Annotated in this window: 37 protein-coding genes and 1 pseudogene; 3 read left to right on the top strand and 35 right to left on the bottom strand. The window is 65.8% G+C overall.

Translation table 11 applies throughout. The annotated features are described in order from the left end of the window. Positions 1–2: 2 nt before the first annotated feature. A complete protein-coding gene (locus AAFN88_RS21560; RefSeq protein WP_347522836.1) occupies positions 3–2,141 on the bottom strand; it encodes an AsmA family protein in 2,139 nt (712 codons plus the stop codon). Beyond that, the gene (locus tag AAFN88_RS21555) at positions 2,138–2,827 is read right to left on the bottom strand and encodes an HAD-IA family hydrolase (RefSeq protein ID WP_347522835.1); all 690 of its coding nucleotides are present in this window, start codon (positions 2,825–2,827) and stop codon (positions 2,138–2,140) included. The genes AAFN88_RS21560 and AAFN88_RS21555 overlap by 4 nt, the downstream gene beginning before the upstream one ends. Positions 2,828–2,912: 85 nt before the next feature. Here AAFN88_RS21555 and AAFN88_RS21550 point away from each other — a divergent pair, with 85 nt between their 5' ends. The 3 genes from AAFN88_RS21550 to AAFN88_RS21540 all read left to right on the top strand — a co-directional run bounded on the left by AAFN88_RS21550 (position 2,913) and on the right by AAFN88_RS21540 (position 4,952). Then, positions 2,913–3,464 (top strand): hypothetical protein, encoded by a 552-nt coding sequence (locus AAFN88_RS21550; protein WP_347522834.1) that lies wholly within the window; start codon positions 2,913–2,915, stop codon positions 3,462–3,464. Between the two features lie 63 nt (positions 3,465–3,527). Further along, positions 3,528–4,382, top strand: coding sequence for a TauD/TfdA family dioxygenase (locus tag AAFN88_RS21545; RefSeq protein ID WP_347522832.1), 855 nt, complete (start codon positions 3,528–3,530; stop codon positions 4,380–4,382). Between the two features lie 243 nt (positions 4,383–4,625). Then, the gene (locus AAFN88_RS21540) at positions 4,626–4,952 is read left to right on the top strand and encodes a hypothetical protein (protein ID WP_347522831.1); all 327 of its coding nucleotides are present in this window, start codon (positions 4,626–4,628) and stop codon (positions 4,950–4,952) included. Between the two features lie 21 nt (positions 4,953–4,973). On the opposite strand, the gene AAFN88_RS21535 is transcribed toward AAFN88_RS21540, so the two are convergent. From AAFN88_RS21535 to tuf, 33 genes and pseudogenes are all read right to left on the bottom strand, one after another. After that, positions 4,974–6,035, bottom strand: a complete 1,062-nt coding sequence (locus tag AAFN88_RS21535; RefSeq protein ID WP_347522830.1) for an RluA family pseudouridine synthase — start codon at positions 6,033–6,035, stop codon at positions 4,974–4,976. A 10-nt stretch (positions 6,036–6,045) separates the two neighbouring features. Then, entirely contained in the window at positions 6,046–6,432 is a 387-nt protein-coding gene (gene crcB, locus AAFN88_RS21530; RefSeq protein ID WP_347522829.1) for a fluoride efflux transporter CrcB, read from the bottom strand. A 121-nt stretch (positions 6,433–6,553) separates the two neighbouring features. Then, positions 6,554–7,222 (bottom strand): isochorismatase family cysteine hydrolase, encoded by a 669-nt coding sequence (locus AAFN88_RS21525; protein WP_347522828.1) that lies wholly within the window; start codon positions 7,220–7,222, stop codon positions 6,554–6,556. Positions 7,223–7,352: 130 nt separating this feature from the next. Further along, positions 7,353–8,696: a replication-associated recombination protein A gene (locus AAFN88_RS21520; protein WP_347522826.1), complete on the bottom strand. Its 1,344-nt coding sequence runs from the start codon at positions 8,694–8,696 to the stop codon at positions 7,353–7,355. Positions 8,697–8,718: 22 nt separating this feature from the next. After that, positions 8,719–10,170 (bottom strand): DegQ family serine endoprotease, encoded by a 1,452-nt coding sequence (locus AAFN88_RS21515; RefSeq protein ID WP_347522825.1) that lies wholly within the window; start codon positions 10,168–10,170, stop codon positions 8,719–8,721. Positions 10,171–10,306: 136 nt separating this feature from the next. Next, entirely contained in the window at positions 10,307–10,729 is a 423-nt protein-coding gene (rplQ, locus tag AAFN88_RS21510) for a 50S ribosomal protein L17 (RefSeq protein ID WP_347522823.1), read from the bottom strand. 135 nt (positions 10,730–10,864) lie between these two features. Continuing rightward, entirely contained in the window at positions 10,865–11,881 is a 1,017-nt protein-coding gene (locus AAFN88_RS21505; RefSeq protein WP_347522822.1) for a DNA-directed RNA polymerase subunit alpha, read from the bottom strand. A gap of 146 nt (positions 11,882–12,027) precedes the next feature. Next, the gene (gene rpsK, locus AAFN88_RS21500) at positions 12,028–12,417 is read right to left on the bottom strand and encodes a 30S ribosomal protein S11 (RefSeq protein ID WP_167231749.1); all 390 of its coding nucleotides are present in this window, start codon (positions 12,415–12,417) and stop codon (positions 12,028–12,030) included. Positions 12,418–12,461: 44 nt separating this feature from the next. Continuing rightward, positions 12,462–12,839, bottom strand: a complete 378-nt coding sequence (gene rpsM, locus AAFN88_RS21495) for a 30S ribosomal protein S13 (protein WP_347522820.1) — start codon at positions 12,837–12,839, stop codon at positions 12,462–12,464. 134 nt (positions 12,840–12,973) lie between these two features. Next, complete coding sequence (locus tag AAFN88_RS21490) at positions 12,974–13,624, bottom strand: adenylate kinase (protein ID WP_347522819.1); 651 nt, start codon at positions 13,622–13,624, stop codon at positions 12,974–12,976. After that, complete coding sequence (secY, locus tag AAFN88_RS21485; RefSeq protein WP_347522818.1) at positions 13,621–14,967, bottom strand: preprotein translocase subunit SecY; 1,347 nt, start codon at positions 14,965–14,967, stop codon at positions 13,621–13,623. Before secY ends, AAFN88_RS21490 begins: the two co-directional genes overlap by 4 nt. Positions 14,968–15,009: 42 nt before the next feature. Beyond that, on the bottom strand, positions 15,010–15,504 hold the full coding sequence (rplO, locus tag AAFN88_RS21480; RefSeq protein ID WP_347522817.1) for a 50S ribosomal protein L15: 495 nt from the start codon (positions 15,502–15,504) through the stop codon (positions 15,010–15,012). A gap of 73 nt (positions 15,505–15,577) precedes the next feature. Beyond that, the gene (gene rpmD / locus AAFN88_RS21475) at positions 15,578–15,772 is read right to left on the bottom strand and encodes a 50S ribosomal protein L30 (RefSeq protein ID WP_193368101.1); all 195 of its coding nucleotides are present in this window, start codon (positions 15,770–15,772) and stop codon (positions 15,578–15,580) included. Positions 15,773–15,778: 6 nt separating this feature from the next. Beyond that, entirely contained in the window at positions 15,779–16,354 is a 576-nt protein-coding gene (gene rpsE, locus AAFN88_RS21470) for a 30S ribosomal protein S5 (protein ID WP_347522816.1), read from the bottom strand. Positions 16,355–16,368: 14 nt separating this feature from the next. Further along, positions 16,369–16,731, bottom strand: a complete 363-nt coding sequence (rplR, locus tag AAFN88_RS21465) for a 50S ribosomal protein L18 (RefSeq protein WP_347522815.1) — start codon at positions 16,729–16,731, stop codon at positions 16,369–16,371. 5 nt (positions 16,732–16,736) lie between these two features. Next, a complete protein-coding gene (rplF, locus tag AAFN88_RS21460) occupies positions 16,737–17,270 on the bottom strand; it encodes a 50S ribosomal protein L6 (protein ID WP_347522814.1) in 534 nt (177 codons plus the stop codon). Positions 17,271–17,298: 28 nt separating this feature from the next. Further along, a complete protein-coding gene (gene rpsH, locus AAFN88_RS21455) occupies positions 17,299–17,697 on the bottom strand; it encodes a 30S ribosomal protein S8 (protein WP_347522813.1) in 399 nt (132 codons plus the stop codon). 14 nt (positions 17,698–17,711) lie between these two features. Next, positions 17,712–18,017: a 30S ribosomal protein S14 gene (gene rpsN / locus AAFN88_RS21450; RefSeq protein WP_347522812.1), complete on the bottom strand. Its 306-nt coding sequence runs from the start codon at positions 18,015–18,017 to the stop codon at positions 17,712–17,714. 21 nt (positions 18,018–18,038) lie between these two features. Next, positions 18,039–18,581: a 50S ribosomal protein L5 gene (rplE, locus tag AAFN88_RS21445; RefSeq protein ID WP_347522811.1), complete on the bottom strand. Its 543-nt coding sequence runs from the start codon at positions 18,579–18,581 to the stop codon at positions 18,039–18,041. A 15-nt stretch (positions 18,582–18,596) separates the two neighbouring features. Further along, positions 18,597–18,920, bottom strand: a complete 324-nt coding sequence (gene rplX / locus AAFN88_RS21440; protein WP_347522809.1) for a 50S ribosomal protein L24 — start codon at positions 18,918–18,920, stop codon at positions 18,597–18,599. Continuing rightward, positions 18,920–19,288 (bottom strand): 50S ribosomal protein L14, encoded by a 369-nt coding sequence (gene rplN / locus AAFN88_RS21435; protein ID WP_347522808.1) that lies wholly within the window; start codon positions 19,286–19,288, stop codon positions 18,920–18,922. Before rplN ends, rplX begins: the two co-directional genes overlap by 1 nt. Before the next feature lie 24 nt (positions 19,289–19,312). After that, positions 19,313–19,555 (bottom strand): 30S ribosomal protein S17, encoded by a 243-nt coding sequence (rpsQ, locus tag AAFN88_RS21430; protein WP_347522806.1) that lies wholly within the window; start codon positions 19,553–19,555, stop codon positions 19,313–19,315. 13 nt (positions 19,556–19,568) lie between these two features. Further along, a complete protein-coding gene (gene rpmC, locus AAFN88_RS21425; protein ID WP_193368111.1) occupies positions 19,569–19,766 on the bottom strand; it encodes a 50S ribosomal protein L29 in 198 nt (65 codons plus the stop codon). 3 nt (positions 19,767–19,769) lie between these two features. After that, the gene (gene rplP, locus AAFN88_RS21420; RefSeq protein ID WP_347522804.1) at positions 19,770–20,192 is read right to left on the bottom strand and encodes a 50S ribosomal protein L16; all 423 of its coding nucleotides are present in this window, start codon (positions 20,190–20,192) and stop codon (positions 19,770–19,772) included. Between the two features lie 54 nt (positions 20,193–20,246). Beyond that, positions 20,247–20,924, bottom strand: coding sequence for a 30S ribosomal protein S3 (gene rpsC / locus AAFN88_RS21415; RefSeq protein ID WP_193368113.1), 678 nt, complete (start codon positions 20,922–20,924; stop codon positions 20,247–20,249). Then, positions 20,924–21,304, bottom strand: coding sequence for a 50S ribosomal protein L22 (rplV, locus tag AAFN88_RS21410; protein WP_347522802.1), 381 nt, complete (start codon positions 21,302–21,304; stop codon positions 20,924–20,926). The genes rpsC and rplV overlap by 1 nt, the downstream gene beginning before the upstream one ends. A 4-nt stretch (positions 21,305–21,308) precedes the next feature. Then, the gene (rpsS, locus tag AAFN88_RS21405; RefSeq protein ID WP_193368115.1) at positions 21,309–21,587 is read right to left on the bottom strand and encodes a 30S ribosomal protein S19; all 279 of its coding nucleotides are present in this window, start codon (positions 21,585–21,587) and stop codon (positions 21,309–21,311) included. A gap of 13 nt (positions 21,588–21,600) precedes the next feature. Beyond that, positions 21,601–22,431, bottom strand: a complete 831-nt coding sequence (gene rplB / locus AAFN88_RS21400; protein ID WP_347522801.1) for a 50S ribosomal protein L2 — start codon at positions 22,429–22,431, stop codon at positions 21,601–21,603. Between the two features lie 3 nt (positions 22,432–22,434). Beyond that, positions 22,435–22,767 carry a 50S ribosomal protein L23 gene (locus AAFN88_RS21395; protein WP_347522799.1) on the bottom strand — a complete coding sequence of 111 codons (333 nt, stop codon included), beginning with the start codon at positions 22,765–22,767 and terminating at the stop codon, positions 22,435–22,437. Next, a complete protein-coding gene (gene rplD, locus AAFN88_RS21390; RefSeq protein WP_347522798.1) occupies positions 22,764–23,384 on the bottom strand; it encodes a 50S ribosomal protein L4 in 621 nt (206 codons plus the stop codon). The genes AAFN88_RS21395 and rplD overlap by 4 nt, the downstream gene beginning before the upstream one ends. A gap of 2 nt (positions 23,385–23,386) precedes the next feature. Next, positions 23,387–24,160 carry a 50S ribosomal protein L3 gene (gene rplC, locus AAFN88_RS21385; RefSeq protein ID WP_347522796.1) on the bottom strand — a complete coding sequence of 258 codons (774 nt, stop codon included), beginning with the start codon at positions 24,158–24,160 and terminating at the stop codon, positions 23,387–23,389. 4 nt (positions 24,161–24,164) lie between these two features. Next, complete coding sequence (gene rpsJ / locus AAFN88_RS21380; protein WP_193368120.1) at positions 24,165–24,479, bottom strand: 30S ribosomal protein S10; 315 nt, start codon at positions 24,477–24,479, stop codon at positions 24,165–24,167. Between the two features lie 60 nt (positions 24,480–24,539). Beyond that, positions 24,540–24,762 (bottom strand): annotated as a pseudogene (gene tuf, locus AAFN88_RS21375) (elongation factor Tu); the annotation flags it as partial.

The following is a 24,762-nucleotide window of genomic DNA, read 5'->3' as shown; positions in this document are numbered from 1 at the left end:
GCTCAGTTTCCGAACAGGCTCTTCAGCCCCTTTTCGATCCCCTCGCCCACGTCCTTCAGCGCCTCACCGGCATCGTCGACGATGCCGCCCGAAGACTGCGGAGACGACGATGCATCGGCGGCAGGCTGCCCGCCGCCGCGGCCGATGGCCGCCAGCGCCTCGCCGCAGAGGGTCCGATTGTCGCCCATCTGGCCGACGACAGGCCCGGTGCCGATGAGCCCGCCCACGGAGTTGACAGCTCCACCGACGATATTGCCGCCGGCCTCCGCCACGTCCCCGACGGTGCCGACCGCACCGGTCACCGCGCCGATCGGATCGGGCACGACGCTGGGGCCGGTCAAGGGCCCGACAACCTTGAAGGGCACGGCGAGGCTGGCCAGGCTGGGTTCGCTGGTCTCGGTGTCGAAAGCCAGGTTCACCTGCTCGGCATCCAGGTCGATGCCGCCGCGCCCGGCCACCGCGAAAGCGCCGCTGTCCAGCACCAGGGCGCGGCTCCTGGCCTGGCCCTGCTCCACGTCGAAGCGGGTGACGAAACACTCCAGGCGGGTCTGGTCCGATTGGCCGAACAGCGGGCCGGTGATGTCGCTCAGCCCGGCGCTCAAGACCCGCAGCGTGGCGTTGTCGATGGTGCCGTCCTCCGAGACCGCCTGGACGTACCCGCCCAGGCCCGCGGCGATGGCGTGCGGGCTGGACCCGCGGCCCTTCAGGTCGACGTCAAGCTCCAATCTGCCGCCGACACCCTCGTTGACCTCCGCGCGCTTCAACAGCTCGCCGAAATCGATATCGCGCCCGGTGAGAGCCAGCACCAGGTCCGGCTCCGCCTTGGCCCCATCGAGGGCGAGACGCCCGTCCAGGGTGCCTCCGGCCAGCAGCGCCGCCAGCGGCTCCACTGTCAAACTGCCGCCCTCGAGCGCCAGCGTCAGCTTAACCTCGTCGAGTTCCAGTCCCTGCGAGAGGCGCAGCCGTTCCACGTCCAGCTTCACCTGGGCGTCGAGTGCGCGCAGCCCTTCCAACGGCAAAGGCGTCTCCGGGAAAACCCGGCCGCTCCCGCCGGCTGCCTCCCCTGAGGCAGCCCCTTCGGAAGCGCCGGCACCGCTGAAGTCCCCCAGGTCGAGCAGCTTGGACAGCAGCGCCGCCTTCATCGCGGGGCGCTTGCCGGCAAGCGACAGAGTCACGTTTCCGCCCAGGTCGCTATCGCCGACCGTCAAGTGAAATCCATTGAAATCAATATTTTGTTCCGCTGCCTTTACGTCACTTGACAGCTTGAAGGGGCCTAGGGCCGGCAGGTCGGAGCCGACAAAGGGCGAGAGGCCGGCAAGGCTCTCGCCCTCGGCGGTCACCGCCACTTCCGCGGCCATGTCTCCGGTCAGATCGCCGGCACGGCCGGTCACCCCCAGCGTCACGCCTCCGGCGGTCAGGGTCATATCCAGCGGCCCCTCGTCGCCGGAGAGCAGTGCCGGCAGCCCGGGATAGCTGCCCTCAAGCGTGAAGGGATTGCCGTTGTAGGCGCCCACGAGGCGCAGGCTGCGCGCGCCGCCCCCGGAGGGCACCGCGCCCACCGCCTCGGTCACTTCCAAGGTCAGGGTCTCGCCGGAGCCGGCCTCCGTCATGGTGAGCTGCCCGCCCTCGATGCGGAAATCCTGCACGTCGGGCAGGGAAACGGCTTCCGCCTCGCCCGCCGTCTCCGGCGCCGCTTCAGCCGGGGCCGGTTCGGTCGGGGCCGCTCCGGCCGCTTCCTCGAAGACCCAGTTGCCGCGGCCTTCGGCGTCGGTCTCCAGCAGGATGTCCGGCGCCACAGCGACCAGGCGGGTCACCACGACATCGCCGAACAGCAGAGGCAGCAGTTCGACCTCGATCTCCAGGCGCTTGAAGGTCACCATGTCCGGGCGGCTGCCCCAAGGGGCATTGGCGAAGCGCACATCCTGCAGGTCGATGGAGGGCACCAGGGAGACCCGCAGGGCCACAGGGCCGTCGATAGCCAGATCGCGCCCCGTGGCGGCCTTGACCTCCGTCCGGGCGAAGTCGGCGACCTGCTGCACGTCCAGCGACGCAATGATGGCGTAGCCCGCGACCAAGACCGCCACCGTAAAGGCCACCAGGCCCGCCAGGATGCGCCGCAACTTGCCGTGCTTTTTCTTCATTTACAGCCTCCGCCCATCCGAACAAGATGTTGTTCCAGATCGGAAAAATGATCAATCACACAGTCGGCCCCGGCGGCGAGGAGCTGTTCGGGCGCATGGTTGCCCCAGCTCACCCCGACGGCGGCGCAACCGGCGGCGCGGGCCATCTCGATGTCGAAGGTCGTATCCCCGATCATAACGGTTTGACCAGGCTCGGCGCCAACCTCGGCCATGGCCGTTTCCAGCAGGTGGGGGTGCGGCTTGCCGGGGCCGTCGTCGGCGGTCTTCAGATTGTGGAAGCGCGGCTCCAGCCCGTGCCGCTCCAGCACCCGGCGCAGCCCGCGGCGGTTTTTGCCGGTGGCGATGCCCAGGAAGAGCTCCGGGTGGTCCAGCGCGTCCAGCAGTTCCAGGGTCCCCGGGAACAGCGGCTCCTCGTGGCCCGGCTCGTCCAGCAGGGCGAAGAAGGCCCGGCGGTAGCCCTCGACCAATTGCCAGGCGCGGGCCTCGTCGGGCTCCGGCAGCAGGCTGTTGATCGCCACCTCCAGCTTCAGGCCGATGGTGTTGCGGATGGCCACCGGCTCGGGTACCGGCAGGCCGTCCCCGGCGAAGGCCATACCCATGCAGTGGACGACCGTGTGCTGGCTGTCGACCAGGGTGCCGTCGACGTCGAAGACGATGAAGCGGTGGGAAAAGGGCAGAGCCGTCATTGGGCGTTGTCTCTATCACGTTGGGCCCGCATGCTTAAGACGATTCGTGCCTTTGGACCAGCCGCCGGGAGGAAGCTTCGCCGCGATGCCACCGCTCCGCCGCCTCGCCGGACCGCTGCTGGTCGGCGTCCTCCTCCTCGGCCCCATCGCCTGTGACGAGGGCCCTTCCACGCTCACCCGCTATATGCACCCCACCGGCGCCTTCGACTTTCTGGCCGGCGCGACCAGAAACCAGGGGCCGCTCTACCTGGAAATCGACGGCCTGCCGCTCGGCGAGAGCGAGGGCCTGGAAAGCCGGGTGGCCACGGTCATGGAGCAGGCGGTGCAGAGCCGCGTACTGCGACTGACCACCGACCAGAATGCCGCCGAAGACCCCCGCTTTCGCCTGGTGCTGGTCTTCAATCCGGCCCAAGGCGGCGGCGACCTCTTCGCCTTCTGCCGGGAGCAGCCGGCCGGCGGACCGCCGGACAGCGGCGGGCGGATCGAGCTGCGCGCCGGGTTCTGCCGCGGCGACGACCTGCTGGCCGCCGTGGACGGCTGGGCGGAGGAAATCGAGACGCTGGACGACCCGAAGGTCGAACAGCTCATGCGACAGGTGGCGCGCGACCTCTTTTCGCGCAACCGCAGCGACGATTGACCGGCTGCGGGCTCTTCGGGCTGCGCTATGATGCCCTGCAGAGAGCGCTATTCCGGAGGGATCATGCCGGGCACCCGGGACGCCACCACCCCTCTTCATGTCGTTCCCGTCGCCGGGGCCATCGGCGCCGAGATCTCCGGCGTTGATCTCGCCGCGAAGCTGCCGGCGGAAACCGTCGCGGCGATCCGCCAGGCGCTGCTCGACCATCTCGTGGTGTTCTTCCGCGATCAGGAACTGACACCGCCACAGCTCATGGCCTTTGCCGCCCGCTTCGGCCAGCCCGTGGCCTACCCCTTCGTGAAGGGCCTGGACGGCTTTCCGGAAATCACGCCGATCCTCAAGCGCGAGGAAGACTGCATCAACTTCGGCGGACTCTGGCACTCCGACACCACCTACCAGCAGGTGCCCCCCATGGGGACGATCCTCTACGGCATCGATATCCCGCCTTACGGCGGGGACACCGAGTTCGCCAACCAGTACCTGGCCTACGAGACCCTCTCGGCGTCCCTGCGCCGCGTGCTCGACGGCCTGACCGCGGTACAGGCCTCCGGCAAGGGGGCGGTCCGGAAAACCCGCAGCGGGATGATGGCGCAGGCCCCCGCCGGCCTGAAGGGCGACGAGCTGACCGCGCGCCACCCGGTGGTGCGCAGCCATCCGGAAACCGGGCGCAAGGCGCTGTACGTCAACACCGCCCATACCACGCGCTTTGACGGCATGACCGAGGAAGAAAGCCGGCCGATCCTGGATTTCCTCTTCCGCCATCAGGTGAAGGCCGAATTCACCTGCCGCTTCCGCTGGACGAAAGGCGCGGTGGCCTTCTGGGACAACCGCTGCTCCCAACACAATCCGATCAACGACTACCACGGCTTCCGCCGCCTGATGCACCGCGTAACGCTGGCCGGCGAACCGCCTCAGTGACGCAGGCGGGCGAAGAGGTACCGCCGTGGCAACCATTCGCCTAATCTTGAAAATACAATTCCACCAAAAGCTATATATTAATGAAGTATTAATTTCCTCAATACTCAGATGATAGAGCGAATGCTGTGACATAAAAAGGACCAATTCAAAGAACGTCTTTGACATTAAGTCTTTAAAAGGAGAATTCGCGAAAACTGCCCCTGCACTATTCGGCGCCAAGCCACACGCACTTAAGGGGTAGGTATGTTCGCCCAGCTTCCCAAAGCCGTTTCAGCCGCTGCGATCGCGGCCGCCGCGTTCGCCATCACCGCCGGCTCGGCGGAGGCCAAGGACTGGCTGCGCTCCATGGACCGCCACTATTCCGCGGCGGAGGCGACCAAGTTCACGCCCAAGGGTGACAATCCCCAGTGGGACTTCGACCTGGACACGGTGGTCAACGACATGGCCTGGCGCGCGCGCACGGCCTCGATGCTGCGCACCCTGCCGCGCCCCGGCGCTTCGCTGCGCAATGACGCGCCGGACCAAGTGGCCGACCGCGAGGAGCCCCCGCGTCTGCGGTTCCGTTTCTAGACCGATCCCGGGCCGGCGGCGTTACAGCGGCCGCTGGCCTTTGGCGGGCGAATGGCTGAGACCTTCGGCATAGGCCAGCAGCGCCTGTAGCGCGCCCTCGCCCTTCGCCTCCGTAAAGCCCAGCGCCTGCCAGGTCGCCGCCATGTGCGGCGGCAACGGCGCCGTCACCCGCAGCGTGGTGCCGACTTCCGGGTCCGGCAGGGCGAGCTCGTGGGCCACAAGGTGCAGCGTCTTGGCGTTCGCCAGCGCCTCCGGAAAAGCGCCACGCCCACCGTACTTGCCGTCGCCGACGATGGGGGTGCCCAGGGCCGCGCAGTGGACGCGCAACTGGTGGGTGCGCCCGGTCAGCGGCAGCAGGACCAGCCAGGTCACCGTCTCTTTGCTGCGTTTGTCCCGATGGCTTTCCACCGCCTGGAACAGGGTGCGCGCCGTCTTGCCCTCGGCTTCGTCCGGAGCCACCGCTTCGCCCCGGCGCTGCATCTGCTTGGCGAGCGGCAGGTCGATGAGACCGCGGCGCTCCGGCGGCTCTCCGGCCACCAGCGCCCAATAGATCTTCTGGGTGTCCTTGCCGCGGAAGGCCGCGGTCAGGCTGCGCGCGGCCGGCGCGTTGCGGGCCAGCAGCAGGACGCCCGCCGTGTCGCGATCCAGGCGATGCACCAGGCGCGGCCGTTCCCCGGCGCCGAAGCGCAAGGCGTCCAGCATGCCGTCCAGATGGCGGTGCTGGCCGCTGCCGCCCTGCACCGCCAGGCCGGCCGGCTTGTTGATCGCGATGACGTTCTCGTCCTTATAGAGCACCGCCGCCTGCAGCGCCTCGGCCTGCGCGGCAGAGACCGTCAGGGCCTTGGCGTCCGCCCCAGGTCCCGCCTCGGGCGCTGCCGCCGGCAGCGGCGGCACGCGCACGACCTGGCCGCTCTCCAAGCGTGCCGAAGCCTTGACCCGGCGCCCGTCGACGCGGATCTCCCCCTTGCGCAGCATTTTTTCCAAACGGCCGTGGGGGACCTGCGGGAAGTGTTGTTTGAACCAGCGGTCCAGGCGCTGGCCGTCGGCCGCCGCTTCGACCGGCACTTGCTGGACGCCGCTCATGGATTTCTCCTCATGTCACTGCCGCGCGCACGAGGCTCAGCGCCAGAAAGAAAGCGCCGACCGAGAGCACCACGGAGGCGACGATATAGCCCGCGCACTGCCAGATCGCGCCGCGCTCGTAGAGCAGGACGGTGTCCATGGAGAAGGTCGAGAAGGTGGTGAAGGCGCCCAGGAAGCCAACCGCGATAAAGGCCCGCAATTCCGGCGAAGGAGACCACACCAGAGCCCCGAGCTCGACGAGCAGCCCCATGGCGAAGGATCCCGCGACATTCGCCGCCAGCACGCCCAGGGGAAAGCCGTTGCCGGCCCAATGGGTGACCTGCGCCACCACGAAGTGACGCCCGACGGCCCCCAACGCGCCACCGGCGGCGATTGCGGCGATGATCTGAAGCTGCATGCCCTTGGTCCTCTCCCTCGGCCCCGTCCTCCGGCCGCGATACGGCGCCGCGGCCGCGAAGGCCGCCCGGCTCATCTAGCTAGCAAAGCGCGGGAAAAGGTGCAAACGGCGGCTGCGGCGTTCAGGCGGCCTCGACGGAGCCGGAGTTGCCGTTGGACATCCAGGAGAGGCAGTTGGCGGTGTCCATCAGATAGATACCGATCCGCCCCAGCTCCTGAACGGCCTCTTCGGTGGCGTTGCACAGGGCATCGGGAACCAGGACGATGCGGAAGTCGCGGGCACTGGCCTCGTAGACCGAGGCACGGCCGCCGGTCGAAAAGCTGAAACCGCAGATCACCAGCGTGGTGATCTGCTGGTCGCGCAGGCGCTGCTCCAGCCCGGTGTTGTGGAAAGCGCCCCAGCGCGGTCGGTAATGAACGAATTCGTTGGGCCCGATCTCCTGGAAGTCGCCCGCGAACAGCAGTTCCGGATCCAGGCGCACGTCCTTGGCGGGCTTGAGTTCGTCGATCAACTCGGCCCCCAGCGTGCCGGGCATGAGGATGCGCATACCCTCTTCCACCGCCTGGCGGCGGCAGGCGTCGACGTTGGAGCCATCCGGCTTGTAGAGCCGGACCGAATGGTAAACCGGCGCTCCATGGGCGCGGAAACAATCCAGCAACGCTGCGAGGTTGGGCAGCGCGGTGTGGGTTCCACAGGCCCGTACGGGCGACCCGGGGACGACAAAGTCGCGCTGTGCGGAGATGCAGAGGAGAGCTGCTTTGCCCTTCTCGGGCACGCAGTAGTTCGCCATATAGACCCTCGTGTGCCTGCCTGCCGGCGCTTTCCGCGAACCGGCGATTATTGTGTTGGTGACAAATTACGGGCTTTGAAGTCCCACACAACCGGCAAGGATGAATGGCAGATTCGCACTCTGCGCAGAGCTAGCGGCCCATACGGTCCTTGCCCGCCCCCGACGCCTGGAAACGCAGCTTTTCCCAGTATTCCAACCGTTTGCGCACATCCCTTTCGAAGCCGCGCTCGACCGGCTGGTAGAAGGATTGCCGGGGCATATCCTCGGGAAAATAGTCCTGCCCGGAGAAACCCTCGGGGGTGTCGTGATCGTAGGCGTAGCCCTTGCCGTAGCCCAGTTCGCTCATCAGCTTGGTCGGCGCGTTGAGAATGTGCGCCGGCGGCGCCAGGGAGCCGCTGTCGCGGGCCGCGCGCCGTGCCGCCCCGAAAGCCTTGTAGGCGGCGTTCGACTTGGGGGCCGTGGCCAGGTAGATCACCGCCTGGGCCAGGGCCAGTTCGCCTTCCGGACTGCCGATGCGCTCGAAGGCCTGCCAGGCCGCCACGGCCTGGGTCAGGGCGGAGGGGTCGGCGAGACCGACGTCTTCCACGGCGAAGCGCACCAGGCGCCGGGCGATATAGTGCGGGTCCTCGCCGCCCGCCAGCATACGCGCGAACCAGTAGAGGGCCGCATCGCAGTCGGAGCCGCGCAACGACTTGTGCAAGGCGCTGATCAGGTTGTAGTGGCTCTCCTGCCCCTTGTCGTAGACCGGGGCGCGCTTCTGCACCACTTCGGCCAGGGCGGCGGTGTCCAGTTTGTCCCCGGCCTTCCAGCTCCCCTCGCCCCCCGGGCCGCTTTCCAGCGCGAAGACCTCCTCGGCCAGGTTCAGGAGGTAGCGGCCGTCGCCGTCGGCCATGGCCATCAACGCCTGGCGCGCCTCGGCGGTCAACGGAAGGTCGCGGCCTTCCGCCGCCTCGGCCCTGGCCAGCAGCTCGCGCAGAGCGGCCTCGTCCAGGCGCTTCAGGACCATGACCTGGCTGCGCGAGAGCAAAGCGGGGTTGAGCTCGAAGGACGGATTCTCCGTGGTCGCGCCGACCAGGACCACCGTGCCGTCTTCGACAAAGGGCAGGAAGCCGTCCTGCTGGGCGCGATTGAAGCGGTGGATCTCGTCGACGAACAGCAGAGTGCCGCGCCCGGCCAGGCGCCGCTGCTTGGCCCGCTCGAAGACCTTGCGCAGGTCGGCGACGCCGGAGAAGACCGCCGACAGCGGTTCGAACTCCAGGTCGGTCTCCGCGGCCAAGAGGCGCGCAATGGTGGTCTTGCCGCAACCTGGCGGCCCCCAGAGGATCAGCGAGGCCAGCCGCCCGGAGCGCACCATGCGGCCAATCGGCCCCTCCGGCGCCAGCAGGTGGCCCTGGCCGACCACTTCGTCCAACGCTCGGGGGCGCAGGCGGTCGGCCAGCGGCCGCGGCGCTTGGCTTTCGAAGAGTCCCGTCATGACCGCCGCCGCCCCCTCGGCCTCAGGAGCTGAACTCGACCCGGCGGACCTTGCCGTCGCGCTTGAACGTGATCTGCCATTTGCTCTGTATCCGGTCGAGCGCCGAGGCGAGATCGCCGGAGTTCTGATAACTTTCGCCGTTCAGGGACAGGATGACGTCGCGCGGGCGGAAGCCGACCCGCTCGGCGGGGGTGCCGCGCTGCACCTTGGTGATGACCACGCCCGTCCAATTGTCCGGCATGTCCAGCTCCTCCGCCAGAGCCGGCGAGAGGCTGGCCACGTAGGCGCCGCCCAGAGGATGGTGGCCGAGCAGGCGCACCACGTTGCGCGGCGGGCTCTCCGGCGGCGCCTCCAGAGGCAGCTCGGCGGTAATCGTCTCGCCCTTGCGCACCACTTCGACCTCCAGGCTATCGCCCAGCGCACCGGTCGCCACGCGGTAACGCAGCGACTGCAGGTCGTTCACTGGCTGGTCGTTGACGGCGACGATGACGTCGCCCGGATCGATGCCGGCGCGGTCGGCCGGGCCGCCCTCATAGACATCACTGATGACCACTCCGCCCGGGCGTTCCAGGCGCAGCCCCTCGGCCAGATCGGAGGTCAGGTCCTGGCCGATCAGGCCGCTCCAGGCCCGCACCAGGGCGCGTCCGTCGCGGGCGCTTTCGACGACGGTGCGCACCATATCGGCGGGAATGGCGAAGCCGATGCCGACCGACCCGCCGCTGCGCGAATAGATCGCCGTGTTGATGCCGATGAGGCGGCCATCGAGGGTGACCAGGGCGCCGCCCGAATTGCCGGGATTGATGGCCGCGTCGGTCTGAATGAAGAAGCTGAAGTCGGTGATGCCGACCTGTGTACGCGCCAGGGCCGAGACGATGCCGCTGGTTACCGTCTGGCCGACGCCGAAGGGATTGCCCAGCGCCAGGACCAGATCGCCGACCTCCACCTCGTCGGAATCGCGCATCTCGATGGTCGGCAGACTTTCACCGCCGGGATCGACCCGCAGCACCGCCAGGTCGGTCCGCTCGTCGGTCAAGACCAACTCGGCCTCGAATTCGCGCCGGTCGCTCAGTACCACCTTGATTTCGGTGGCCCCCTTGATGACGTGCTCGTTGGTGACGATGAAGCCCTCTTCGGCCACGATGACGCCGGAGCCGAGCGACGACTGTTCGCGCTTGCGGCGCTGCTGCTCACCGAAGCCGTCACCGAAGAAACGGCGGAAGAAGGGATCGTCCAGCAGCGAGGTCACGGGGCTGCGCTGCTCGACCTTCCTCTTGGCGAAGATGTTGACCACTGCCGGCGCCGCCTTCTTTACCACCGGCGCGAAGGACAGCATGACCTCGGCGCGGCTCTGCGGCACCTCGCGTTGCTGGGCGGCGGCGGGCGCGGCGGCCAGCACGGCGCCGAGACAGAGCGCCGTCAGAACCGCCGCGGCGGACCGGCGCGGCATGGCAAGCTTTGCGCGCAGTTCGGTCACAGTTTTCCTTCCCGCATCTTCAGCTCATTGAGGCCTGCCCATCTTTGGGCGCGCGGCCGGGAGCGTCAAACAAGAAAGGCAGCCCAAGAGGCTGCCTTTCGAAAACGTCCGCCATGCCGGCCGGAGGACAGCAAACTCAGTCCTCGTCCTCTTCCTCGACGGCGTCCTGGGTCGGACCGGAGTCCTGTCCCTTGGCGTCGGGGTCGCGGTCGACCAGCTCAATCACCGCCATCGGCGCCATGTCGCCGTAACGGAAGCCGGCCTTCAGCACGCGGCTATAACCGCCGTTGCGTTCCTTGTAACGCTCCGCCAGATCGCCGAAGAGCTTCGCCGTGATCTCGGTGTCGCGCAGCACGGAGAGCGCCTGACGGCGGGCGTGCAGGTCGCCGCGCTTGCCCAGGGTGATGAGACGGTCGATGACGCGCCGCAGATCCTTGGCCTTCGGCAGCGTGGTCTTGATCTGCTCGTGCTTGATCAAGGAAGCCGCCATGTTGGCGAACATCGCTTTGCGGTGGCTGGCCGTCCGGTTGAAACGGCGGCCGTGAAGACCGTGACGCATCTTACTATCCCTTCATCCCTGGCCTCGCGCGCGAGACCGATTGTGTTGCCGACCGCCAGATCCGCCCTGCGGGCCGTCATCTGTACGAACGGGGGGAGCGGACTGCTCCAGTAGACTGACCTTCCCGGCAGGCCCTTAGTAGGGCTCCTCCAGGCGCTTGGCCAGTTCCTCGATGTTCTCGGGCGGCCAGTTCGGAATTTCCATGCCCAGGTGCAGCCCCATGGTGGCCAGCACTTCCTTGATCTCGTTCAAGGATTTGCGGCCGAAGTTCGGGGTGCGCAGCATCTCGCCCTCGGTCTTCTGCACCAGGTCGCCGATGTAGACGATGTTGTCGTTCTTCAGGCAGTTCGCAGACCGCACCGAAAGCTCGAGCTCTTCCACCTTGCGCAGCAGATTGCGGTTGAACGGCGGCTCGGAAGCGGCCTCTTCCTCGTGACGCGCCTGCGGCTCCTCGAAGTTGATGAAGAGCTGCAACTGGTCCTGCAGGATGCGCGCCGCCAGGGCGACCGCGTCCTCAGGCGTCACCGCACCGTTGGTCTCCAGTTCCATGGTGAGCTTGTCGTAGTCGGTGACCTGGCCGACACGGGTGTTCTCCACCTTGTAGGAAACCTTGCGTACCGGCGAGAAGATCGAGTCGACCGGCACCAGGCCGATCGGCGCGTCCTCGGGGCGGTTCTGGCTGGCGGCCACGTAGCCCTTCCCGGTGTCGACGGTCAGTTCCATGTCGATGCTGGCGCCGTCGTCCAAGGTGCAGAGCACCAGGTTCGGGTTCATGATCTCGATGTCATGCCCGGTCTCGATCTGGCCGGCCGTCACCTCGCCCGGGCCCTCGGCGCGCAAGCGCATCCGCTTCGGCCCCTCGCCGCCCATGCGCAGCGCGATGGCTTTCACGTTGAGCACCACGTCGGTCACGTCCTCGCGGACGCCCGGAATGGAGGAGAACTCGTGCAGAACACCATCAACCTGGATGGAGGTCACCGCCGCACCCTGCAGCGACGACAGCAGCACGCGACGCAGGGCATTGCCCAGCGTCAGGCCGAATCCGCGCTCCAGCGGCTCGGCGACGACCTTGGCCACCCGATGGGCGTCCGGTCCCGGCTGGATATCCAGCTTCGTCGGCTTGATCAGTTCGGTCCAGTTCTTTTGAAGCACGCTCGTGCCCTCACGACTCTAGGCTGTTTCGATTCCACATCCGGCGGCACAGGCTATCCCTGCGACGCCAAAAGGCCAGTTGGCGGGCAGCCTCCGCCATGGCCTTTCAACCGCCCGGGGTCGAACACCCCGGAAAGGGCCGCGCCTTAAACGCGACGACGCTTCGGCGGACGGCAGCCGTTGTGCGGGATCGGGGTCACGTCACGGATCGCCGTGATGGTGAAGCCGACCGCCTGCAGCGCCCGCAGCGCCGATTCACGGCCCGAGCCCGGGCCCTTCACGTTGACCTCAAGCGTGCGCATGCCGTGTTCCTGCGCCTTGCGGCCGGCATCCTCCGCCGCGATCTGCGCGGCATAGGGGGTAGACTTACGCGACCCCTTGAAGCCCTGACCGCCAGCCGAAGACCAGGAAATGGTGTTTCCCTGCACGTCGGTGATGGTGATCATGGTGTTGTTGAAAGTGGCGTTCACATGCGCGATGCCGGAGCTGATGTTCTTCTTCTCGCGGCGGCGCAGACGCGCTTGAGGTTTGGCCATAGCCTGTTGCCCGTTTCCTGGTGCTTAAATCGTATCTGGCGTCTTTACCTGGCGGCTTTCTTCTTGCCGGCGATCGGCCGCGCCGGGCCCTTGCGGGTCCGCGCGTTGGTGCTGGTGCGCTGGCCGCGCACCGGCAAGCCCTTGCGGTGGCGCAGGCCGCGGTAGCAGCCGAGGTCCATCAGACGCTTGATGTTCATCGCGACTTCGCGGCGCAGGTCGCCCTCGACCACGTAGTCGCGGTCGATGGCTTCGCGGATCCGCGCGACCTCGTCGTCGGTCAGCTCGTTGACCCGCCGCTCCCGGGGGATATCGACCTGCTGGCAGATCTTGGTCGCCATGGTCCGGCCGATCCCGTGGATGTAGGTCAGAGCAATCTCGACCCGTTTCTGCGTCGGAATGTTGACGCCCGCAATACGTGCCACTTCGCGAACTCCTTAAACGCCGCGGCCTCGGACCCCTGTGGGCCCGAAGTTCATGTCTAGACAAGCAGAATCGTCCGGTCGCTGGGAGCGCCGGAAACGCTGGATTATAGAAAGAGAAAGCGGCGAGTCAACCGTCATGCCGCCCCCAAAACATCTTCGATCTGAGCCGTCACCTGGTCGATGCCGGCCATGCCGTCCACCGCCTTGAGAACCCCCTTGCCGCTGTAATAGGGCAGGATCGGCGCGGTCTGGGCGTGATAGGCCTCCAGACGGGTGCGCACGGTCTCCTCGTTATCGTCCGCCCGGCGCTTGAACTCGGTGCCGCCGCAGTTGTCGCAGACCCCGGAGACCTTCGGCCGCTGAAACTTGTCGTGGTAGCCGGCCCCGCACTTCGCGCAGGTATAACGCCCGGTGATGCGTTCCACCAGGATCTCGTCGTTTACCTTCATCTCGATGACCGAATTCAGCTTCAGGCCCTTTTCCGCCAGCATCTTGTCCAGCGCCTCGGCCTGGGCCGTGGTGCGCGGAAAGCCGTCCAGAATGAAGCCGCCGGCGCAGTCGGGCTGATCGATGCGGTCCGAAATCATCGCGATCATCAGGTCGTCGGGCACCAGGTGCCCGGCATCCATCAGGGCCTTGGCCTTCTGGCCCAACTCGCTGCCCGAGGCAACGGCGGCCCGCAGCATGTCGCCCGTCGACAGCTGCACGAGATTGTGGCTCTTCTCCAGGCGCTTGGCCTGCGTCCCCTTGCCCGCGCCCGGCGGACCCAGCAGAATCACGTTCATCCGCGGCGTCCCTTGAGCTTGGACTTCTTGATGAGCCCCTCGTACTGGTGCGCGAGCAGATGTGCGTGGATCTGCCCGACGGTATCCATCGTCACGGTGACCACGATCAGCAGCGACGTGCCGCCGAAATAGAACGGCAATTCCGGATATTGCGCGCGCAGGGCCTCGGGCAGCAGCGCGACCGCCGCCAGGTAGAGGGCGCCCACCGCACCCAGGCGGGTCAGGATGCGGCGCAGGAAGTCGGCCGTGTTCTTGCCGGGCCGGATACCCGGAACGAAGCCGCCGTGCTTCTTCAGGTTGTCGGCCGTGTCGTCGGGATTGAAGACGATGCCGGTGTAGAAGAAGGCGAAGAAGATGATGAGGCCCGCATAGAGCGCCATGAACAGCGGCGTCCCGTGCGACAGGTAGATCTCGACCCAACTCAGCCATTCCGGCCCGCCGGCGCCCGAGAACCCGGAAACGGTCGCCGGCAGCAACAGCAGCGAGGAAGCGAAGATCACCGGAATCACGCCCGAGGGATTGAGCTTCATCGGCAGGTGCGAGGCCTCGCCGCCGAACATCTTGTTGCCGACCTGGCGCTTCGGGTATTGCACCACGATGCGGCGCTGGGCCCGCTCGATGTAGACGATCAGAGCCACCACGGCGGCGGCTCCGATCAACAGGATGCCGATGAAAATCGGTGAGATCTGCCCCACCCGGCCCAGTTCCAGCACCTCAACCAGGGCCAAGGGCAGGTTGGCGACGATGCCGGCGAAAATGATCAGCGAGATGCCGTTGCCGACGCCGCGCTGGGTGATCTGCTCGCCCAGCCACATCAGGAAGACCGTCCCGCCGGTCAGGGTGATCACCGTGGTGATGCGGAAGAACATGCCCGGATCGATGACCGCGGAACCGGCCGAACTCTGGGTGCTCTCCAGGCCCACCGCGATGCCGTAGGACTGGAACATGGCCAGCAGCACGGTGCCGTAACGGGTGTACTGGTTGATCTTCTTGCGGCCCGCCTCGCCCTCTTTCTTCAGCGCTTCCAGGCTCGGCGAGACCGCCGTCAGAAGCTGCATGATGATCGCCGCCGAGATGTACGGCATGATGTTGAGGGCGAAGATGGTCATGCGGCTGAGCGCGCCACCGGCGAACATGTCGAAAACGCCGATGATGCCGCCCGCCTGCTGCGAGAAGACGTCCTGCAGAATCTGCGGATCCACCCCGGGGATGGGAATCCAGGTTCCCAGCCGGTAGATGATCAGGGCGCCGAGCGTGAACCAAAGGCGCTTCTTCAGTTCCGGCGCCTTACCGAAGGCGCTGAAATTGATGTTGGCGGCAAGTTGCTCGGCGGCAGAGGCCATAGGGATCTATCTCACAGCTGCGGGTTGGCGGATCGCGCCCGACTACTCGGAAGCGGACGCGCTTTCGCCGGCAGGAGCCTTGGCAACGACGGTCACGGAGCCACCGGCCTTCTCGACCGCCTCGACCGCGGCCTTGGACGCGCCCGCAACGGTAATGTTGATCTTGGCCTTCAACTCGCCCTTTGCAAGGAGGCGAATGCCATCCGGCGCCGACTTGATGAGCCCGGCTTCCTTCAGCGCGGCCGTGTCGACCGGCTTGCCGGCGTCCAGACGCCCGGCATCGATCGCGCCCTGCAGGCGGCCGGTGTTCACCACCTTGTAGTTCTTGGCGAAGATGTTGTTGAAGCCGCGCTTCGGCAAGCGGCGGTGCAGCGGCATCTGGCCGCCCTCGAAGCCCTTGATGGACACGCCGGAGCGGGCCTTCTGACCCTTGTGGCCTTGGCCGGCGGTCTTGCCCTTGCCGGAACCGATACCGCGGCCGATGCGCTTGCGGGCCTTGTTGGCGCCCTGATTGTCGCTCAACTCATTGAGTTTCATAGCACTTTATCCTTCACCGGAGCGCCGATCTGGGCGCCTCTTCCCGGCCATTTCCGTGGATGTCCCGGCGGCCTCAGGCCTCGCCCTCGACGCGCACCAGGTGCTTCACCTTGTTGATCATGCCGCGCACCGCCGGCGTGTCTTCCAGCTCACGCGAGCGGTTCATCTTGTTGAGGCCGAGCCCGACCAGGGTCGCCCGCTGGTCCTTGGTGCGGCCGATCGGGCTGCCGATCTGGGTGACCTTCAGGGTCTTCTTCGCTGCAGACATGGATGCTTACTCCCGCGCCTCGGCGGCGGCGGTGTCGCGCTTGCCGAGAATGTCGGAGACCTTCTTGCCGCGCCGCTGAGCCACCATGCGGGGGCTGGCGCTGCGCTCCAGGGCTTCGAAGGTCGCCCGGATCATGTTGTGGGGGTTGGACGAGCCCACCGACTTGGCGACCACGTCCTGCACGCCGAGGGCCTCGAAGACCGCACGCATCGGGCCGCCGGCGATGATGCCGGTACCGGCCTCGGCGGCGCGCAGCAGCACGCGACCGGCGCCGAAGCGGCCTTTGATGTCATGGTGCAGGGTGCGGCCCTCACGCAGCGGCACGCGGACCATCTGCTTCTTGGCCTGCTCGGTCGCCTTGCGGATCGCTTCCGGTACTTCGCGCGCCTTGCCGTGGCCGTGGCCGACGCGGCCGCGGCCGTCGCCGACGATCACCAGCGCGGCAAAGCCGAAACGGCGACCGCCCTTGACCACCTTGGCCACGCGGTTGATGCCGACCAGCTTCTCAATCAGTTCCGGCTCGTCGTTGTCGCGCTGCCGGCGATCTTCGCGGGACCGCCCTTCGCGGGGAGCTCGTGCCATGGATCTATCTTCCCTTAAAACGTCAAACCGCCTTCACGAGCCGCGTCGGCCAAGGCCTTCACGCGTCCATGAAAGAGGTAACCACCGCGGTCAAAAAGGACTTCCTTGATGCCCGCTGCCACAGCCCGCTCGGCCAGCAGCTTGCCGACCTCGGCCGCAGCCGCCTTGTCGGAGCCGTTCTTCAGCTTCGCCTTCAGCGCGCCGTCGATGCTGGAGGCCGCGGCCAAAGTGCGCCCCTGGCCGTCGTCGATGACCTGGGCATAGATGTGCTTGCCGGAGCGGAAAACCGACAGACGCGGCCGCCCGCTGCCTTTGCGCGCAAGCGTGCTGCGCACGCGCATCTTGCGCCGATCGTGGAGTTGCTTTGAAGTCTTCATGGCTCTTACTTCTTCTTGCCTTCCTTGCGCAGGATGACCTCGTCCGCGTACTTCACGCCCTTGCCCTTATAGGGCTCCGGCGGGCGGTAGCTGCGGATTTCAGCGGCAACCTGGCCGACCTTCTGCTTGTCAGCGCCGGAAACGGTAATCGACGTCGGCTTCTCGCACTTGATGGTGATGCCTTCCGGAATCGGATAGGCAACATCGTGGCTGAAGCCGAGCTGCAGGTTCAACGACTGTCCCTGAACCGCGGCGCGATAGCCGACACCGTTAATCTCCAGCTCCCTGGTGAAGCCCTCGGAGACGCCCTGCACCATATTCTGGATGCGCGAGCGGGCCGTGCCCCACATAGCGCGGGCCTTCTTGGACTCGTTGACCGGCTTCACCCAGATCTTGCTGTCTTCCTGGGTGATTTCCACGTCGTCGGTCGCCTGGAAATCCAGGGAACCCAACTTACCCTTCGCCGAGACGAGACCTCCCTTGATGGCGACCTCGACTCCCGCGGGCACCTCGACGGGGTTCTTTCCTACACGCGACATCCGTCAGTTCCTCAACACATCAGCGTCATTAATAGACGCGACAGAGCACTTCACCACCCACGTTCGCGGCGCGCGCTTCCTGGTCCGACATGACCCCGCGCGGCGTGGACAGGATGCTGATACCCAGGCCGTTGTAGACCCGCGGCAGCTCCTTGATCTTCGAATAGACCCGGCGACCCGGACGCGAAACCCGCGCGATCTCCTGGATCACCGGTGCGCCCTCATTGTACTTCAGCTCGATCTCGACCTCACTCAGTCCCCGATCGCCCGCTTCAGTACGATAGTCGCGGATGTAACCCTCTCGCTTCAGCACCTCAAGGACATTGGCACGCAGCTTCGAAGCCGGCGCGCGGACCTTCGACTTACCGGTCCGCTGTCCATTGCGGATACGCGTCAGCATATCACCGAGGGGATCGCTCATAGCCATCGCCCGACTTCCTCCTACCAGCTCGACTTAACCATGCCAGGGATCTGACCCACCGAAGCCAGATCACGCAGCGTAATGCGCGACAACTGGAACTTCCGGTAGACGCCACGCGGGCGCCCGGTCACCTGGCAGCGGTTGCGCAAACGACCCTTGGTCGAGTTGCGCGGCAGCTCAGCAAGCTTCAGATAGGCCTGGAAGCGCTCTTCCGGCGGCAACTCGCGGTCGCGCGCAACCTGCTTGAGCGCAGCCCGCTTCGCCGAATAGCGGTCCACCATCTTCTTGCGGGCCTTGTTCTTCTCTACGGCACTTTTCTTCGCCATTACTCTTTCCTTCCGCCCCTCTTAGGCCCGAAACGGCATGTCGAAACCCTTGAGCAGGGCATGGGCTTCCTTGTCCGTCTTCGCGGTGGTGCAGATGATGATGTCCATACCGCGGATCTCGTCGACGGTGTCGTAGTCGATTTCCGGGAAGACGATCTGCTCCTTCAGACCCATGGCATAGTTGCCACGGCCGTCGAAGCTCTTGCCCGACACGCCACGGAAGTCACGCACGCGCGGCAGCGCGATGGTGATCAGGCGGTCGAGGAACTCATACATCCGCTCGCGGCGCAGGGTAACTTTACAGCCTACCGGCATGCCCTCGCGCAGCTTAAAGGTCGCGACCGACTTCTTGGCCTTGGTGACCACCGGCTGCTGGCCGGAGATCAGCGCCATTTCGTTGACGGCGGACTTGATCTTCTTGGAATCCGCCACGGCCTCACCGACACCCATGTTGATGACGATTTTCTCGAGGCGCGGCACTTCCATCGCATTCTTGTAGCCGAACTCTTCCATCATGGAAGCCTTCAGCTGAGTATCATAGTGCTCTTTCAAGCGCGGTTTCATATCGCTGACCTTCGCTTAGAGATCGATTGTCTCACCGGACCGCTTGGCGACCCGGATCTTTTGACCGTCCTTGTCGAACTTGTAACCGACGCGGGTCGGCTTGCTCGACTTCGGATCGATAAGGGCCACATTCGAAATGTGGACCGAAGCTTCCTTCTCGACGATGCCGCCGGGCGACATCTGCGAGGGCGCGGTGTGGCGCTTGACCATGTTGACGCCCTGGACCAGGACGCGATCGTCTTCCCGCAGCACCTGCAGAACCTCGCCTTCCTTGCCCTTGTCGCGGCCGGTGGTCACAACCACCTTGTCGCCCTTCTTGATCTTAAACTTCTTGGCCATCACAGCACCTCAGGGGCCAGGGAAATGATCTTCATGAAATTCTTGGCACGAAGCTCACGCGTCACCGGGCCGAAGATACGGGTTCCGATCGGCTCACCCTGCTTGTTGATCAGCACAGCCGCATTGTTGTCGAAGCGGATGGTGCTGCCGTCGTTACGGCGGATTTCCTTCGCCGTACGGACGATCACAGCCTGGTGGACGTCGCCCTTCTTCACGCGGCCGCGCGGAATGGCTTCCTTCACCGAGACGACGATCACGTCGCCGACGCCGGCCGTCTTCCGCTTCGAGCCGCCAAGCACCTTGATGCACTGCACGCGGCGCGCACCCGAGTTATCGGCGACATCGAGCTGGGTCTGCATCTGGATCATCGGTCCTGCCCTTTCCTAGCTCTGCTAAGCCGCCTGCTCGCCGGTCACCACTTCCCAGGTCTTGGTCTTGGAAATGGGACGGCACTCGCGAATCCGCACAGTGTCACCGACATGGCAAGAATTGCTCTCGTCGTGGGCACGGTACTTCTTCGACAGCTTGATGAATTTCTTATAAACCGGGTGCATGACGCGACGCTCGACCAAGACGGTAATCGTCTTCTCGCCCTTATCGCTCACCACCACACCTTGCAAGATCCGACGCGGCATAGCCGTTACACTCCTAAGACGCCGCCTGCTGCTTATCGCGCAGGATCGTTTTGATTCGCGCGATATCGCGGCGAACCTGCCGCACGCGCGCCGTATTTTCCAGCTGACCGCTCGCCTGCTGGAAGCGCAGGTTGAACTGCTCCTTCCGCAAGCCGACCAGCGACTCCTTCAACTCGTCAGCGGACTTGGTCCGCAGGTCTTCTGCCTTCATGACTTAGTGCTCCTCACCGCCGAGGCGGGTGATGAACTTGGTGTTAACCGGCAGCTTCGCGGCGGCCAGAGTAAAGGCCTCGCGTGCCAGATCCTGCGGAACGCCCTCGAGTTCGAAGAGAACCCGGCCGGGCTTCACCCGCGCGGCCCACCACTCCGGCGAGCCCTTACCCTTACCCTGGCGGACTTCCGCGGGCTTGGAGGAAACCGGCACGTCCGGGAAGATGCGGATCCACAGCTTGCCGACGCGCTTCATGTGGCGCGTGATGGTGCGGCGCGCAGCTTCGATCTGCCGCGCCGAGACCCGGCCCGGGCTGGTCGCCTTCAGGCCGTAGGCACCAAAGTTCAGCTGCGTACCGCCCTTAGCCTTGCCGTGGATACGGCCCTTGTGGGCCTTCCGGTATTTAGTTCGTTTCGGCTGCAACATAACCGTCGTTCCTCAAAACTTCTCGTCGCCCAAGCGGCCTTAGCGTGCCGCCCCTTACCTGGCGGTTTGGGCTTCCTGCGCCCGCTTGTCCTGCGCCATCGGGTCGTGGGCCAGGATCTCGCCCTTGAAGACCCAGACCTTGACGCCGCAAGCGCCGTAAGTGGTCTTCGCCGTCGCCTCGCCATAGTCGACGTCGGCGCGCAGCGTATGCAGCGGCACCCGGCCTTCGCGATACCACTCGGTGCGCGCGATCTCGGCACCACCCAGACGGCCGCCGCAGTTGATGCGGATGCCGTTGGCGCCCAGACGCATGGCCGACTGCACGGCCCGCTTCATGGCGCGGCGGAAGGCGACGCGGCGCTCCAACTGGTTGGCGATGTTCTCGGCCACCAGCGTGGCGTCGATCTCCGGCTTGCGGATCTCGACGATATTCAGGTGCACCTCACTGCCGGTCATGGCCTGCAAGGCCGAGCGCAGCTTCTCGATGTCCGCGCCCTTCTTGCCGATGACGACGCCGGGCCGCGCGGTGTGGATCGTGATGCGCGCCTTCTTGGCCGGCCGCTCGATGACGATGCGCGAAACACCCGCCTGCTGCAACCGCTTGCGCAGATACTTGCGGATGCGCAGGTCCTCATGCAGCAGGTCCGCGTAGTTATCGTCCGCAAACCAGCGGGAATCCCAGGTACGGTTGATCCCCAGCCGCAGGCCGATCGGATTGACTTTCTGACCCATTACGCCGTTTCCTCGCGCTCACGAACCACCACGGTCAGGCGGCTCCATGGCTTCACGATTTTTCCAGCGCGGCCGCGCGCACGGGCACGGAAACGCTTCATGACAAAGCTCTTGCCGACGGTCGCCTCGGACACGTAGAGCCGGTCGACGTCGAGCTGGTGATTGTTCTCCGCGTTGGCGATGGCCGACTGCAGAGCCTTCTTCACGTCGTTGGCGATGCGCCGCTTCGAGAAGGTCAACTCCGCCAGGGCCTGCTCGGCGCTCTTGCCGCGGATCGACTGCGCCACGAGGTTCAGCTTCTGTGCGCTGGTGCGCAGATTGCGGACCACGGCGCGCGCTTCGTTCTCGGCCAACTGACCGGGATGTTTCGGCTTACCCATGGACTTAGCCCCTCTTGGCCTTCTTGTCCGCCGCGTGGCCGAAGAAGGTGCGCGTCGGCGCGAACTCGCCGAACTTGTGGCCCACCATATTCTCCGTCACCAGGACCGGCAGGAACTTCTTGCCGTTGTACACACCGAACGTCAGACCGACGAACTGCGGCATGATGGTCGAACGACGGGACCAGGTTTTGATGATCTCGTTGCGACCCGAGCCGCGCGAAGCCTCTGCCTTCTTCAGCAGATAACTGTCGACGAACGGACCTTTCCAAACAGAGCGTGACACTGCCTTCGCTCCCTTAGCGCTTCTTGTGACGACGACGCACGATCAGCGCGTTCGTCTTCTTGTTACGACGGGTCTTGGCACCCTTGGTCGGCTTGCCCCAAGGCGTGACCGGATGACGGCCGCCCGAGGTCCGGCCTTCACCACCGCCGTGCGGGTGATCGACCGGGTTCATGGCGACGCCGCGCACCGCGGGGCGCTTGCCGATCCAACGCTTGCGGCCGGCCTTGCCCAGCTTGGCATTGGCCTTGTCCGGATTGGACACCGCGCCGATCGAGGCCATGCACTCGGCCCGCACCATACGCACTTCGCCGGAGCCGAGACGCAGCAGCGCGTAGCCCGCGTCGCGGCCGACCAGCTGAACGTAGGTCCCCGCCGAACGCGCGATCTGACCGCCCTTGCCCGGCTTCATCTCCACATTGTGGACGATGGTGCCGACCGGAATGGAGGACAGCGGCATGGCGTTGCCCGGCTTGATGTCCGCCTTCTCGCCGGAGATCACGGTATCGCCGATCGCCAGGCGCTGCGGCGCCAGGATGTAGCTCTGCTCACCGTCCTCGTAGTTCACCAGCGCGATGAAGGCGCTGCGGTTCGGATCGTATTCCAGGCGCTCCACCGTGGCCGGCACATCGAACTTGCGGCGCTTGAAATCGACAATGCGATACAGCCGCTTGTGGCCGCCGCCACGACGGCGCGCCGTGATGCGCCCGGTGTTGTTGCGGCCGCCCTTCTTGGTCAGGCCTTCGGTCAGCTTCTTGACCGGCGCGCCCTTCCACAGGTCGCCACGGTCCACCAGCACGAGATTGCGGCGGCCCGGAGTCGTCGGATTGAAATTCTTAAGCGCCATCGCTTAGATCCCCGTGGTCACGTCGATGCTGTGACCTTCTGCCAAAGTCACGAATGCCTTCTTCACGTCGGAACGCTTGCCCGTCTGGCCGCGGAAACGCTTCACCTTGCCCTTGTTGCGCAGGGTGTTCACCGCCTTGACCTTGACCTTGAAGATCTCCTCGATCGCGGCCTTGATCTCCGGCTTGGTGGCGTCCAACGGCACCACGAAGGTGATTTGGTTGTGCTCGGAGCCCAAGGTGGACTTTTCCGTCACCACCGGGCGACGAACCACCTCGTACATCCGCTCCGACGACACCTTGGCCGTCTGGTTCTTGAATGCGCGTGCCCGGCTCATTTCAGTCGCGCCTCCAACGCTTCCACCGCACCCTTGGTCAGCACCAGGGTATCGCGGCGCAGAATGTCGTACACATTGGCGCCCTGCTGCGGCAGCACGTCGACCAGCGGCAGGTTACGCGCCGCCTTGGCGAAACCGCCGTCGACCTGAGCACCGTCGATGATCAGCGCCGAGGACCAGCCCAGGGCGGCGAACTTCTTCGCCAGATCGCCCGTCTTGGCTTCCTTGACTGCAAGATCCTCGACCACCACCAGCTTGCCTTCCGCGGCCTTGGCGGAGAGCGCGGCCTTGAGTCCCAGCTTGCGGACCTTCTTGGTCAGCTCGTGGCTGTGGTCGCGCACCACCGGGCCGAAGACGGTACCGCCGCCGCGGCGCTGCGTGGTCCGGGCGGAGCCCATACGCGCATTGCCGGTGCCCTTCTGACGAAAGAGCTTACGGGTCGAACCGGAGACCTCGCCGCGGGTCTTCACCTTGTGCGTGCCGGCGCGGCGCTTCGCGAGCTGCCAGTTCACCACGCGCGCAAGGATGTCCTGCCGCGGCGAAAGCCCGAAGACGGTATCGTCGAGATCGATCTCGCCGGCCTTCTTATTGTCGAGTGTCGTAACCGGACACTTCATGGCTACTGATCCTTCTTATCCTCGGCCGGCGCGTCGGCAGACGCCTCGGCCGCCGCTTCCGGCGCCTCATCAGAAGCCGCCGCCGGCTGCTCCGCCTCCGGCAGGCTCTTCAAGCCGGCCGGATAGGGCACGTCTTCCGGGCGGCTGCGCTTCACGGCGTCGCGCACCATGACCCAGCTTCCCTCGGCGCCCGGCACCGCACCGCGCACCAGAATCAGGCCGCGGTCCTCGTCGATGGAGACCACTTCCAGGTTCTGGGTGGTGACGCGACGGTCGCCCATGTGGCCGGCCATCTTCTTGCCCTTGAACACGCGGCCCGGGTCCTGGCTATTACCGGTCGAGCCGTGTGCACGGTGCGAGATCGACACGCCGTGGCTGGCGCGCATGCCGCCGAAATTGTGCCGCTTCATGGCGCCGGCGAAACCCTTACCGATCGAGGTGCCGGTCACGTCGACCCGCTGCCCGGCGACGAAATGCGCCGCCGAGAGCTCCTGACCGACTTCGAGCAGAGCGTCGTTGGAGACGCGGAACTCGACCAGCCGGCGCTTCGGCTCCACCTTCGCCTTGGCAAAGTGGCCGCGCATCGGCTTGGAGACGCGGTTCGGCTTCGCCTTCGCCGCCCCCAGCTGCACGGCGTCGTAGCCGTCCTTCTCCGCGGTGCGGACCGCCACCACCTGGCAATCCTTCATCTGCAGAACGGTGACCGGCACGTTCTCGCCTTCCGGCGTGAAGACGCGGGTCATGCCCATCTTCTGCGCAATCAGACCAGTCCGCATTGCCCTAGCCCTTCAGCTTGATCTCAACGTCGACGCCGGCGGCGAGGTCGAGCTTCATCAGCGCGTCCACCGTCTGCGGGGTCGGATCGACGATGTCGAGCAGCCGCTTGTGCGTCCGGATTTCGAACTGCTCGCGGCTCTTCTTGTCGATGTGCGGAGACCGCAGCACCGTGAACTTCTCGATCCGGGTCGGAAGCGGAATCGGGCCGCGCACCTGCGCACCGGTTCTCTTCGCCGTACCGACGATCTCCGAGGTCGACTGGTCGAGCACTCGGTGATCGAAAGCCTTCAGGCGAATGCGAATATCTTGGCTGTCCATTTTCAGCGCCATCCAAAATTCAACGCCGGCCCGGAATTGGGCCGGCGTTTCTCAAGTTACTTACTTTTCGATACCGGCGACGACGCCAGCGCCGACGGTGCGGCCGCCTTCGCGGATGGCGAAGCGCAGGCCTTCGTCCATGGCGATCGGCGCGATCAGCTCGACGCTCATCGTCACGTTGTCGCCCGGCATCACCATCTCCGTGCCTTCCGGCAGCGTCACCACGCCCGTCACGTCCGTCGTGCGGAAGTAGAACTGCGGGCGGTAGTTGGTGAAGAACGGG

The organism is Pelagibius sp. CAU 1746, assembly GCF_039839785.1.
Lineage (GTDB): Bacteria > Pseudomonadota > Alphaproteobacteria > Kiloniellales > Kiloniellaceae > Pelagibius.
The sequence above is the reverse complement of the archived record's forward strand: the minus strand, read 5'-3'. Positions and strand labels throughout refer to the sequence as shown.